General features: G+C 69.7%; 15 protein-coding genes. 9 read left to right on the top strand and 6 right to left on the bottom strand.

The features are described from left to right. Positions 1-754: inositol monophosphatase family protein (locus tag G6026_RS03990; protein WP_182612319.1), on the bottom strand; the 754-nt coding region annotated here is incomplete at its 3' end. A 130-nt stretch (positions 755-884) separates the two neighbouring features. Between G6026_RS03990 and G6026_RS03985 the strand changes: the two genes are divergently transcribed. The 5 genes from G6026_RS03985 to G6026_RS03965 all read left to right on the top strand — a co-directional run bounded on the left by G6026_RS03985 (position 885) and on the right by G6026_RS03965 (position 5,432). Then, on the top strand, positions 885-1,529 hold the full coding sequence (locus tag G6026_RS03985; RefSeq protein ID WP_107757550.1) for an ABC transporter permease: 645 nt from the start codon (positions 885-887) through the stop codon (positions 1,527-1,529). Further along, complete coding sequence (locus G6026_RS03980) at positions 1,526-2,737, top strand: ATP-binding cassette domain-containing protein (RefSeq protein WP_182612318.1); 1,212 nt, start codon at positions 1,526-1,528, stop codon at positions 2,735-2,737. Before G6026_RS03985 ends, G6026_RS03980 begins: the two co-directional genes overlap by 4 nt. Then, on the top strand, positions 2,734-3,516 hold the full coding sequence (locus G6026_RS03975) for an ABC transporter permease (protein ID WP_107757552.1): 783 nt from the start codon (positions 2,734-2,736) through the stop codon (positions 3,514-3,516). The genes G6026_RS03980 and G6026_RS03975 overlap by 4 nt, the downstream gene beginning before the upstream one ends. Then, the gene (locus G6026_RS03970) at positions 3,513-4,490 is read left to right on the top strand and encodes a glycine betaine ABC transporter substrate-binding protein (RefSeq protein ID WP_107757553.1); all 978 of its coding nucleotides are present in this window, start codon (positions 3,513-3,515) and stop codon (positions 4,488-4,490) included. The genes G6026_RS03975 and G6026_RS03970 overlap by 4 nt, the downstream gene beginning before the upstream one ends. 69 nt (positions 4,491-4,559) lie before the next feature. Beyond that, the gene (locus G6026_RS03965) at positions 4,560-5,432 is read left to right on the top strand and encodes an alpha/beta hydrolase (protein ID WP_228548886.1); all 873 of its coding nucleotides are present in this window, start codon (positions 4,560-4,562) and stop codon (positions 5,430-5,432) included. Between the two features lie 57 nt (positions 5,433-5,489). Here the strand turns inward: G6026_RS03965 and G6026_RS03960 are convergent, their stop codons facing one another. After that, positions 5,490-5,738, bottom strand: coding sequence for a hypothetical protein (locus G6026_RS03960; protein WP_182612317.1), 249 nt, complete (start codon positions 5,736-5,738; stop codon positions 5,490-5,492). Positions 5,739-5,855: 117 nt separating this feature from the next. Further along, positions 5,856-6,323: a hypothetical protein gene (locus tag G6026_RS03955; protein WP_182612316.1), complete on the bottom strand. Its 468-nt coding sequence runs from the start codon at positions 6,321-6,323 to the stop codon at positions 5,856-5,858. A gap of 134 nt (positions 6,324-6,457) precedes the next feature. Between G6026_RS03955 and G6026_RS03950 the strand changes: the two genes are divergently transcribed. Then, on the top strand, positions 6,458-7,528 hold the full coding sequence (locus G6026_RS03950; protein WP_107757556.1) for an aromatic acid exporter family protein: 1,071 nt from the start codon (positions 6,458-6,460) through the stop codon (positions 7,526-7,528). Positions 7,529-7,533: 5 nt separating this feature from the next. On the opposite strand, the gene G6026_RS03945 is transcribed toward G6026_RS03950, so the two are convergent. Both G6026_RS03945 and G6026_RS03940 read right to left on the bottom strand, forming a co-directional pair. Further along, the gene (locus G6026_RS03945; protein WP_182612315.1) at positions 7,534-7,980 is read right to left on the bottom strand and encodes an MmcQ/YjbR family DNA-binding protein; all 447 of its coding nucleotides are present in this window, start codon (positions 7,978-7,980) and stop codon (positions 7,534-7,536) included. 2 nt (positions 7,981-7,982) lie between these two features. Continuing rightward, positions 7,983-8,873: a cation diffusion facilitator family transporter gene (locus G6026_RS03940; protein ID WP_182612314.1), complete on the bottom strand. Its 891-nt coding sequence runs from the start codon at positions 8,871-8,873 to the stop codon at positions 7,983-7,985. A 73-nt stretch (positions 8,874-8,946) separates the two neighbouring features. On the opposite strand from G6026_RS03940, the gene G6026_RS03935 reads away from it, so the two are divergent. Genes G6026_RS03935 through G6026_RS03925 form a run of 3 tightly spaced genes read left to right on the top strand, consistent with a single transcriptional unit; the run spans position 8,947 to position 11,437 of the window. Further along, positions 8,947-9,381: an NfeD family protein gene (locus G6026_RS03935; RefSeq protein WP_107757559.1), complete on the top strand. Its 435-nt coding sequence runs from the start codon at positions 8,947-8,949 to the stop codon at positions 9,379-9,381. 51 nt (positions 9,382-9,432) lie between these two features. Then, positions 9,433-10,737, top strand: a complete 1,305-nt coding sequence (locus G6026_RS03930) for an SPFH domain-containing protein (protein ID WP_107757560.1) — start codon at positions 9,433-9,435, stop codon at positions 10,735-10,737. Between the two features lie 55 nt (positions 10,738-10,792). Then, positions 10,793-11,437, top strand: coding sequence for a TetR/AcrR family transcriptional regulator (locus G6026_RS03925; RefSeq protein WP_107757561.1), 645 nt, complete (start codon positions 10,793-10,795; stop codon positions 11,435-11,437). A gap of 42 nt (positions 11,438-11,479) precedes the next feature. Here the strand turns inward: G6026_RS03925 and G6026_RS03920 are convergent. After that, the coding region (locus G6026_RS03920) for a DUF1731 domain-containing protein (RefSeq protein WP_182612313.1) at positions 11,480-12,078 on the bottom strand (599 nt) is incomplete at its 5' end.

Below are 12,078 nucleotides of genomic sequence, written 5' to 3'. Positions count from 1 at the left end.
GCTGCCGCCCGTCCGGGCCGGTGATCACACCGCCCGCCGCCTCGACGATCGGGATGAGCGCCACGATGTCGTAGGGATTCAGATCCGACTCGACCACGAGGTCCACCCGGCCCGCGGCCAGCATGCAGTAGGCGTAGCAGTCCCCGCCGAAGCGTTGCAGGCGGACCCGCGAGGCGAGGTCGTCGTAGCGCCGTCGCAACCCGCCCTGGTCTCCGAACATCGACGGGTGCGTGGTGTACATGATCGCCTCGGACAGCTCGTCGCACCCGGAGGCGTGGAGGTCGAAGGCCTCCGGACCGTCCGACCGGCGACGCACGGTCGCCCGGCCGTGGACCGCGGAGAAGGTCTCCCCCAACACCGGCTGGTCCATCCACCCCGCCACCGCGCGGCCGTTCTCCACCACTCCGACCAGCGTGCCCCACCCGGCCATGCCCGTCATGAAGGCCTTGGTGCCGTCTATCGGGTCGAGGTACCAGGTGCGCGAGGCGTCGGAGGGGCCGGACTCGCCGTTCTCCTCGCCCACCACCCGGTCCCCCGGCGCCATCGACGAGATCCCGGCACGCAGCAACGCCTCGATGTCCCGGTCGGCCTCGGTCACCGGGTCGTACCCCCGGTCGCCGCCCTTGTCCTCGGCGACCAGATCCTGGAGCTCACCGTGGAAGTGTCGGCGGGCGATCCTGCCGGTGGCGGCGAGCAGCTCGTCGAGATGCTCGATCAGGTCGGGGTCCAGTGGTCGGTCGGGCCTGGCAGTCATGGCCCCATGGTGCATCACGGCCACCGGTCGCACACCCGTTCGCGACGCGAGATCCTCGTTCCCACCCCTCCACCGCCACCCGTCCGGATAACGTGAGCAGACCGAACCGCACGGACGGAGCCGAGAGACGTTGAACGACCTCGTGGACTTCATCTCCACCCGCCGGCTCCAACTCGCCACGGATTCGTGGCAGCACGTCAGCGCGACCGTGCAGGCGGTCCTGCTCGCCACACTGCTGTCGGTCGCGGTCGGTGTGGCGGTGTACCGCAGCAGGGCCGGGTCCGCGGTGGCCACCGGCCTGGCCGCCACCGCCCTGACCGTGCCCTCGTTCGCCCTGCTGGGACTGCTCATCCCCATCCTGGGCCTGGGTGTCCTGCCCACCATGACGGCGCTGGTCATCTACGCGGTGCTGCCGATCCTGCGCAACACCATCGTCGGGCTCGACGCCGTCCCCGCCGCGACGGTCGATGCGGCGCGCGGGGTGGGGATGAGCCGGATGGGAGTCCTGGGCCGGGTGGAGATCCCGCTGGCGTGGCCGTCGATCCTCGCCGGGATCCGTGTGTCCACCCAGATGTCCATGGGCATCCTCGCCATCGCCGCGTATGCCAAGGGACCCGGGTTGGGCAACCTGATCTTCGCCGGGCTCTCCCGGGTGGGGACGCCCACCGCCCTGCCGATGGCGCTCACCGCGACCGTCCTCATCGTCGTCCTCGCGCTCGTCCTCGACGCGCTCCTCGTCCTACTCGGGCGCCTGACCATCAGGGGGAACCAGTGACCACACCCGCCGCACACGAGTCCGGCGCAGTGTCCGGCGTGCCCATCGCCCTGGACGACGTCACCAAGATCTACCCCGGCCAGGAACGGCCCGCCGTCGACCACGTCTCGCTCGAGCTCCCCGCCGGGCGCACCACCGTGTTCGTGGGGCCGTCCGGCTGCGGCAAGACCACCACGATGCGGATGATCAACCGCCTCATCGAGCCGTCCTCGGGCACCATCACGATCGACGGCCGGGACAACCGGACCCTCGACGCCGACACCCTCCGACGCCACATCGGCTACGCGATCCAGGCGTCCGGCCTGTTCCCGCACATGACGGTCGCCCAGAACGTGGGGACCGTGCCCCGGTTGCTCAGGTGGAGGAGATCGCGCATCTCCGACCGCGTGGACCAGATGCTGGAACTGGTGGGCCTGGACCCCGCCGATTACCGCGACCGCTATCCCGCACAGCTCTCCGGCGGCCAGCAACAGCGCGTCGGGGTGGCACGCGCGCTGGCCGCCGACCCCCCGGTGCTGCTCATGGACGAACCGTTCGGCGCCGTGGACCCCATCACCCGCGCCTCGCTCCAGGACGAACTCATCCGCCTGCAGGAGGATCTGCACAAGACCATCGTCTTTGTCACCCACGACTTCAACGAGGCCGTCCGGCTGGGCGATCGGATCGCCGTGCTCGGTCCCGGTTCCTCGGTCCTCCAGTTCGACTCCCCCGAGGCGATCCTCGCCAATCCGGCGGACGAGACCGTCGCCGGGTTCATCGGCGACGACGCCGCGCTCAAGACCCTCACCCTCCGGCGGGTGGGGGACGTGGACCTGGCGGGGGCGACGACGGCGAGGGAGTCGGAGGCTCCCTCGGACTTCGCCGCCCGCGTCCGCGGGACCGACGACGAGTGGGCGGTGGTGCTCGCCGACGACGGGCGCCCCCTGCGCTGGGTCCGGGGTGACCTGGTGGCCGGGATGCCGGACCTGCGTTCGGGTGGTCAGCCGGTGACGGGAACCGTCACGGTCGACTCGACGCTCCAGGAAGCGCTCGACGGACTGCTCTCGACCGCCAACGCGACCACCGTGGTGGTGGACCGGTCAGGCGCGTACCGGGGGACGATCGGGATCGACGACCTGGTGGCGGAGCTCCGGCGCATCCACCACCACCACAACGACCCTGGCTCCCCGGAGCCCACAGGCCCCACGGACACCGTGGAGCGCTCGTGAGCGCCGCGACGACCGACTCCGCCTCCCGCGCGGGGTCCCGGGCGGGGTCCCGCGCAGATTCGGCACGGTTGGTGGTGCAGCCGATCGTCATCACCCTGGCCGCGGTGGGCGTGCTGTGGTGGGCCTTCGGGACCGAGCTCGACGAGACCCAGCGGGCCTCGCTGAACGCCTCGTCCATCACCCAACGCACCCTGGAGCACGTCCAGATCACCTTCACCGTGGCCGCGATCGTCGTCGCGGTGGGGGTGCCGTTGGGGATCCTGCTCACCCGCCGCCGGATGGGTTTCCTCGCGCCCGTCGCCATCGGGATCGCCAACATCGGCCAGGCGGCGCCGGCGATCGGCCTGATCGTGCTGCTCTTCCTCGCCACCAACCGCACCGGCTTCTGGATCGGTGTCCTTCCCGTGGCCGTCTACTCACTGCTCCCGGTGCTGCGCAACACGATCGTGGGCATCCGGAACGTGGATCCGGCGCTGATCGACGCGGCGCGCGGGCAGGGCATGACCTCACGACGGGTCCTGCGCACCGTCGAGCTGCCGCTGGCGGTGCCGTTCATCCTGGCCGGGCTCCGGACCACGCTGGTACTGGCGGTCGGCACCGCCACGCTGAGCTTCCTGGTGGACGCGGGCGGACTGGGGATCTTCATCGACACCGGTTACCGCCTCCAGGACACCACCACCCTCGTGGTGGGTTCCGTCCTGGCGGTGTGCCTGGCCCTGCTGGTCGACTGGCTCGGCGGGGTGGGCGAGGTCCTGTTCAACCCGAGGGGGCTGCGATGACCACCGTGAAGCGACTCCTCGCCTCGTGCCTGGCCACCGTGCTCGTGGCGACCGGGTGTGGGCTGAGCGACGGCGGGTCCGTACCGCTGCCCGTGGGCCCCGGGCCGGACGGGACCGTCCCCGCGCTCGAAGGGGTTCGCGTGACGGTCGGCGGCAAGGACTTCACCGAGGGCGTGATCAGCAGCTATCTGGTGGAGTTCCTCCTGGCGGCCGCCGGGATGGAGGTCTCCGACATGTCCTCGCTGGCCGGGTCCAACAGTTTCCGGCAGGCCCTGGTCACCGGCCAGGTCGACATCGGGATGGAGTACACGGGCACCGCGTGGATGAGCTACCTCGGCAACTCCGAACCGGTCCGCGACCCCGAAGCGCAGTGGGTCGCGGTCCGGGACGCCGACCTCGAGGCCCACGACATCCGGTGGCTACCCCCGACCACCGTCGACAACACCTATTCGTTCGCCCTGAACCGGGACACCGCGCAGGAGACGGGCGTCCGCACGTTCTCCGACTACGCCCGGCTCGTCCAGACCGATCCGGAGTCGGCCGTGACCTGCATGGAGACCGAATTCTCCGTGAGACGCGACGGCTGGCCGGGCCTGGCCGAGGCCTACGGCTTCGACGCCGCCACGGTCCCCGTGCCGATCATGCAGCCCGGGATCATCTACCAGGCCACCGCCACCGGCCGGGAATGCCGGTTCGGGGAGGTCTACACCACCGACGGCCGGATCAAGGGACTCGACCTGGTGGTCCTGGAGGACGACCGTCGCTTCTTCCCCGTCTACAACCTCGCGACGGTGGTCCGGGGCGAGTTCCTGGACGCGCACCCGGAGATCGAGCAGGTTCTCGCGCCGCTCATCGAGGTCCTCGACAACGACGTGATGGTCGACCTCAACATGCGGGTCGACGTCGACGGCGACGATCCGGCACTGGTCGCGAGGGATTTCCTGGTGGAACAGGGACTCGTCTCCGTGGAGTGACCGTCGCCGGTCCGTGCATCCGGCGGCGAGGTGGCGAACAATCGGGGGAGGCACCCGAGGAGGAGACCCATGACCAGGAATCTGCTGTCGTCGCTCCCCAGGTCGGCGGCGCGGCTTCCGCGGATGGCGCCGGACGTGGGCCGGCTCCCGGCCGGGAGGATCGTCACCCTCACCGACGACGTCACCACCAGGCTCTACGACACGGGTGAGGATCACCTGACCCCGGTGGTACTGCTGCACGGGATGGCGGCCACCGGAATGCTCAACTGGTACCAGACCTTTCAACGCCTGCAGGGGGAGTACCGGCTCATCACCTACGATCAGCGGCGCCACGGCATGGGCGACGGTGGCCGGTTCGACTTCGACTCCCTGAGCGAGGACGTACTCCGGGTGGCCGACCACCTGGAGCTGGACCGGCCGGTCATCGGCGGGTACTCGATGGGCGGGATCGTCGCCCAACTCACGGCCCGGCGGGACCCGTCCCGGCTCGGGGGTCTGGTGCTGGCCGCGACCGGGACGGGCGCCCAGCGCAACGCCCTGGAGAGGATCACGCTCGGCTCGTTGACGCGCGGGGCGCCCGCCCTCAACGCCGTACCCGTCGAGGTGGCCAGACAGATCGACGACGAGGTGCCCGGCGCCTACACCTGGGCGATACGCGAACTGGCCTCCGTGCCCCTCGCCACCCACCGGACCGTGATCGCGGAAGTGGCCCGGTTCAACTCCACGTCGTGGCTCCACGAACTTGACCTCCCGGTCGCGATCATCAAGACCATGCGCGACATCGCCTTCCCCCGGTGGATCCAGGACGAGATGGCCGATCTCCTGCCGCACAGCGCGGTGTTCCCGATCAGCGCCGGTCACGCGGCCTGCGCGACGCACCCCGGGAGGTTCGCGCGTCGGATGCGCACGGCGCTCGGCTGGGTGGTGTCCAACAGGCACTGAGTGCGGTCCGGGAGCGGCGCCGACGCCACGGTCCGGGCGCCTGTCCGGTCGGCGGGACTAGAGCGCCGAGTACCGCACCACCGTGATGACGAAGACCACGATCGCGATCCCGCCGAGGACGACGCCGGCCAACCCCCGCCGAGGGTCGGGTTCCTCGTTGGTGAGCCACCCCGTGGGCCATCGCGCGAGCAGCCCGAACGCCACCGCCATCAACGCGGCGAGGAACGCGATGATGTTGAGCAGGGGAACCCAGGACAGCGCGAGGGAACCCGCCCCCAGCACCAGTGCCCGGGTGCCCAGGTCCATGCTCCCGGACGGTCTCCTCCTCGGCATCCTCGTCGAGTCCTTCCTCTGCCGGCCGGGCTCGGAACGGGGGCGCGTCGGCATGGGACGAGTCTAACCGCGCGCGTCCGCACCCCCGTCTCAGCTCAGGAACTGGCCGTCGACGAAGCCGGCCAGCAGTACCGCGAACCCGCCCATCTCACCCACGATGAGTGCCACCATGCCGACGTGCGTCGCAGCCGAGGCACCGTCGAACTGGTTGGTCGTGTCCTTCAGGGCTCCGTGCACGATGTAGCTGGCGATCGCCACGACGAAGAAGAACACCAGGACCCCGGCCGCGGCGAGGTTGACCCAGGTCGGCCAACTACTCAGCTCCACGAACACGGCGATGAGCAGCGTCGCGAAGGAGTACAGCAGGGCCGCCCGGTGCGCGATGTCGACGTACGGGTGCGCGAGGTGGTCGGCGCTCGTCGCCATCTGCCGGTATTTCCACACCCCCAGCCCCAGGGCCAGCAGGAAGATCAGCCCGGCGGCGAGCAGCGTGAGCCGCGTGTCCGGGCCGAGTTCGACCGTCGCCGCCGACAGGAGGTGGGAATCGAGGGGGTCCATGGGTCCTTCCGAGGGCGCCGGACGGCACCGCCGTCCTTCGTGACAGCTCCGACCCTAGGGCAGAGCGCGCTGCCGCGCGGTGACCTCCGGGGGTGCGGTGTCGTCCCTCCCGGAGAGCCACGAGAATGCTCGGTATGCGACGACTCCGAGAACTCGCGGGCCGGCCCGACGTCACGACCGATCTCCTGCAGATCGTCAAGAGTGTGATCGCCGCCACCGCCGCGTGGTGGCTGTCGGCGCACGTGCTCAACTCACCCCTGCCGTTCCTGGCGCCCTGGACCGCGCTGCTCACCGTGCACGCCACGGTCCACCGGTCATTGTCCCGCGGAGTACAGACGACTGTGGCGTCCGCGATCGGTGTCGGGATGTCCTTCCTCATCGGCTATTACCTGGGCGTCAGTGTGTGGACCTTCGCGCTGGCGATGTTCGTGGGGCTGGCCGGAGCCCGGATCACCTGGATCAGGGACGAGGGGGTGGCGATCGCCACCACGGCGGTGTTCGTGCTCTCCAGCGGATTCTCCGATCAGCAGCCCCTCCTGCTCGACCGCATCCTCGAGGTCGCCGTCGGGGTGGGGATCGGGGTACTGGTCAATCTGCTGATCATCCCCCCGGTGCGCGACCAGCAGGCGTCCAGCCACGTGGACAGCATCGACCGCCGGCTCGGCGACATCCTCATCGACATGGCCGATGAGTTCTCCACCTCATGGGAGACCGACAACGCCGACGCGTGGCGTCGCGAGATCGAGTCGGTGTCCGAGGAGGTCGAGACGGCGTGGGGGACGGTGAACTTCGCCCGGGAGAGCCGACGCTCGAACCCCCGTCTGATCCGGCGACGCCTCGGTGGCGCACGGCAGGTCGGCGAGAGCGTCGACTACGCGGAGGTGCTGAGCCGCGTCGACGAGGCCGTCTCGCACATGAGGCACCTGATCCGGACCCTCCACGAGGCCACCTACACCGAGGGGCCATGGGACGAGCGTTTCCGCAGCGAGTGGGCCTCGATCGCGCGGGACGCCGGCCGGGCGATCGCCGATCCCGACGCCGAGATGGACTCCATCCACGACAGGCTGATCGGGTTGACGCACTCCATGGCGGAGGACGGCCGACTGCCCCGGGACTCCTGGCCGGTCTACGGTTCGCTGCTCACCAGCATGCTCCACATCGCGCTGCTCATCGACGACGTCGCCTCGGAGCGGACCGTGCGGTAACCCGCCTAGTGATCGTCCCGGTCGGCCTGGCGCCGCAGATCATCCAGTCTGGCGACCCTCCTGGCGCCGGCGAGTTGCCGATACGAGGATTCGACCAACTCGGCGACCTCGTCCCAGTCCACAGTGCCGGGATGCCCCGCCCCCGCCCCGGGCCGGTCCAGTGGCAACGCCCGCCATCCCCGGACCCCCACGTAGGCGGGCACCACGAAGCGCTCGTCCAGGTCGAGGGCCGGCAGGTCTTCGGGATCGGGGAGGAACAGCAGGGCGCGATCGAGTCGAGACCCCGAATGCTCGCCCTTCACGGCGCCGCCGTAGGTGGCGAAGACCCTGGTCGTGTACCAGTTCGGTCGCCCGTGCGAGATCTTCTCCGCAGCATCCGGAAGGGCCAGGCAGATGCGACGAACCCGGGCGAGCAGTGGATCGGAGTCGTCGAACATGACGGGGTGGCCCACGGCTACAACCTCACGTCGTTGTAGGCCCGCTCGTCCTCGATCGGTTCGAGGTGGGTGGTGATGTGGGAATGCGGAAGCGCGGCGTGGATCTCCTGCTCGACCGTCTCGACGAGGTCGTGGCCCTGATCCACACTCCAGTCACCGGGGACGAGCGCGTGGAACTCGACGAACCTCCACCTGCCGGATTCGCGTGTCCGCAGCTCGTGGAAGTCGACCCGGCCGGGCTGCCGATGCCTGTCCAGCACCTCCTGGATCGCCCGGTTGTCCTCGTCGGGCAGTGTCGCGTCCATCAGCCCCATGCCGGATTCGTGGACCAGCTTGTACCCGATGAACAGGATGTTGAGCCCCACCGCGAGCGCGACGATCGGATCGAGGAACTCCCACCCGGTGATCCACACCAGTGCCACGCCGATCACCACACCGACCGAGGTCACGACGTCTGTCATCAGGTGTTTTCCGTCAGCCTTCAGGGTGGGTGACCGATGCCGTGTCCCCGCCCGGATCAACAGGGCGCCGACGACGCCGTTGACCACCGCGGCCACGACCGAGATCGCGAGACCCAACCCGAGTGACTCGATCGGCACCGGATTGATCAGGCGCTCGACGCCCGTGTAGAGGATGAACGTCGAGGCGACGAAGATCATCGCGCCCTCGACCCCGGCGGAGAAGTACTCGGCCTTGGAGTGGCCGTACTGATGGTCGTCGTCGGCCGGGCGCTCCGCGACCGTGATGGCGATCAACGCCACCACCGAGGCCACCAGGTTGACCACCGACTCGGCCGCGTCCGAGAGCAGGCCGACCGACCCGGTCACCCACCAGGCCGCCATCTTCAGCGCGATGGTGACGATCGACGTGGCCACCGACAACCACGCGAACTTCTGCAGAGTCGACACGTCGACTCAGCGTAGTCCGACCGCGAGACGACGTCCCCCCTGCCGACCGGCGGATGTCGGTAGGGTCGTAGGCATGCATGGAGGACTTGTCTGGCTCGCAGTAGCGGTGTTGCTCGCCGCCGGTGAGGCGGCGGGGGGCGAACTCTTCCTCATCATGCTCGCCGGGGGCGCACTCGGCGGGGCGGCGGCCGCCGCACTCGGCGCCCCGATATGGGGACAGGCCCTGGCCTTCGCCCTCGTCTCGATCATCCTCGTCGCGGGTGTGCGACCCCTCGTCCGCCGCCGCATGCTGGCCGCGCTCCCCGAGCACGACACCAACACCGCTGCCCTGACCGGACGCGACGGCACCGTGATCGAGTCGATCGGGCCGTCCGGCGGTCTGGTCGAGATCGCCGGTGACACGTGGACGGCACGCCCGCTCATCGAGGGCGAGACGTTCGACGCCGGGGACAAGGTCCTCGTACATGAGATCGACGGGGCCACCGCGATCGTCGTGCGTGGACTCTAGAGCACGCGGGTCAGACACACAGCCGACACCACGACACAATTGGAGGAAACCATGGAAGGCTTGATCTTCCTCGCCGTCATCGTCATCCTGATCGCCTCGGTGGTGGTGAGTTCCGTGAAGCTCATACCGCAGGCGGAGGCCGCGGTCATCGAGCGGCTCGGGCGATATCAACGGACCGCGAGCGGCCAGCTGACACTGATCATCCCGTTCATCGACCGCGTGCGCGCCAAGGTGGACCTCCGCGAGCGCGTCGTGACCTTCCCGCCCCAGTCGATGATCACCGAGGACAACCTCACGCTGAGCATCGACACGGTCGTCTACTTCCAGGTCACCGACCCGAAGTCGGCGGTCTACGAGATCAACAACTACATCATCGCCGTGGAGCAGCTCGCCACCACCACCCTGCGCAACGTCGTGGGTGGCCTCACCCTCGAGCAGACCCTGACCAGCCGCGACATGATCAACAAGCAGCTGCGCGGGGTGCTGGACTCGGAGACCGGACGATGGGGCCTGCGGGTGGCCCGGGTCGAGCTGCGGTCGATCGATCCGCCGCCCTCCATCCAGGACTCGATGGAGAAGCAGATGCGTGCGGACCGCGAGAAGCGCGCGACCATCCTCACCGCCGAAGGTCAGCGCGAAGCCGCAATCACCACCGCGCAGGGCGCCAAGCAGGCCGCCATCCTCGACGCCGAGGGCAACAAGCAGGCCGCGATCCTGTCCGCCGAGGCCGACCGCCAGTCGCGCATGCTGCGGGCCCAGGGTGAGCGGGCCGCCCGGTACCTCGTGGCCGAGGGTCAGGCCGCGGCCATCGCCCGCGTCAACGCGGCGGTCAAGGCCTCGAAGCCCACCCCGGAGATGCTCGCCTACCAGTACGTGCAGAATCTGCCGGAGATGGCCAAGGGCGATGCCGCGACGATGTGGATGATCCCGTCGCAGTTCGGCGATTCGCTCGAGAACTTCGCCAAGGCCGTGGCCAAGAAGGACGACGACGGGGTCTTCCGCTACGAGCCCGCGGACGTCGACACGGATGCGGATCTGCCGTCCGCGCCCGACGAGTGGTTCGACACGTCCACCGACCCGGAGATCGCCCGCTCCGTGGCCGCCGCGGAGGCCGCCGCCAAGGGGACGACCTCGGTCATGGACGAGGAGCCGCGCAAGGCCAAGCCCAAGCCGGGCGTGTTCGACATGGTGCCGGAGTCCGAGGGCGGGGCCGCCCCCGACGACACGCCCGCCCTCTCCGGGCCGCAGGGGGCGCAGCCGGGTCAACCCACCGGTATCGACCCCGCCGCGGGGCTCGACACCGACCTGCACCAAGGCGGATACCCGCTCGACGAGAGCGGCCGAGACCGTCCCTGAACGGATCCGGCCGGGTTCCGGGCGCCGCCACGACCACTGGAAGTAACATGCCTGTGTGGCACGTAACAGTGGACGCGGTGGCGCCCAGCCACCCGATGAGGAGGACATCCGTCTGATCGAGGCGGCGGCCTCGGTCATCGCCGAGCGCGGCATCAAGGGCGCGAGCACCGACGACATCGCCCGAGCGGCCGGGGTGACGAGGGTGACCCTGTATCGCCGGCTCGGTCCCCGCGAACAGATCCTCCGTGCCCTGTACGCCCACGAGGCACAGCGCCTGATGATGTCGGTCATCGCGCGGTTCACCCCGTTCGAGTCCCTCGAGTGGGACCCCGTCAGACACGTCGAGGACCTTCTCGTCGGCACCGTCTTCGACATCCGGAGAAGCGAGATCCTGCAGCGCATCGTCGAGGTGGACAAGCTCGAGGCCATGGCGATGCTCGCCGGACAGTCCGACTCGGTCCTCGGTGCCATCACCGAGATCGTCGCCGATTTCATCCGGAGCACCTGGAACGCCGATGTGCACACCCGCCCGATGGACGCGGACGAGTTCGACACCCTGTCCCGCGAGGTCGGGAGCGTCGTGGGTCGCTTCCTCCACTCCATCGCCGTGATGCCGGACGGGCCGCCGGTCCTCGAGACCGAGGAGGAGATCCGGGAGCTGGCGCGGCGGGCCCTGGTCCCGATGATCCTGCAGCGCTGAGCGGTCTCGGAACGCCGGGTCGCCTCGGAGGGTCGGTCCGCCTCAGAGTGAGGTGGGCACCTTCTCCCCGCCCAGTTCATGGGCCAGCGCGGCCCCGAGGGCGGGATAGCGGAACGGATGTGCGAGATCGCGCAGGACCACCGGGTCGACCTTCTGGTCCGCCAGCGCGAGCTCGTCCGAGCCACGACTGCCCAGCAGCAGACCGGGCGCGAACCCGGGGACCGGGACCACGGTGGGACGGCGGAGCACCGACCCCAGGACACGGGTGAACTGCGAATTGGTGACCGGCTGCGGCGCCACTGCGTTGAGGGTCCCGACCAGTGTGGGGTCGACGACGGCACGGAGGTAGATGTCGGTGAGGTCGTCGAGCGCGATCCAGGACATCCACTGCCGCCCAGAACCTAATCGGCCACCGAGGCCCGTCCGGGTGATGGCGGCCAGGGGAGGCAACAGACCACCCGCTCCGGACAGGACGAGGCCGGTGCGCATGGTCACCACGCGGGCGCGGGATCGGCGGGCGGGCTCGCAGGCCGCCTCCCATTCGGCCACGATCTCGGCCAGGGGCCCGGAACCCGGGCCGGTCTCCTCGGTGAGGGTCCGATCACCGCAGTCGGCGCCGTAGTAGCCGATGGCGGAGGAGC

This window comes from Dietzia sp. DQ11-38-2, from assembly GCF_014145055.1.
In the GTDB taxonomy this organism is placed as follows: domain Bacteria; phylum Actinomycetota; class Actinomycetes; order Mycobacteriales; family Mycobacteriaceae; genus Dietzia.
This window is presented reverse-complemented; position numbering and strand designations above follow the sequence as displayed.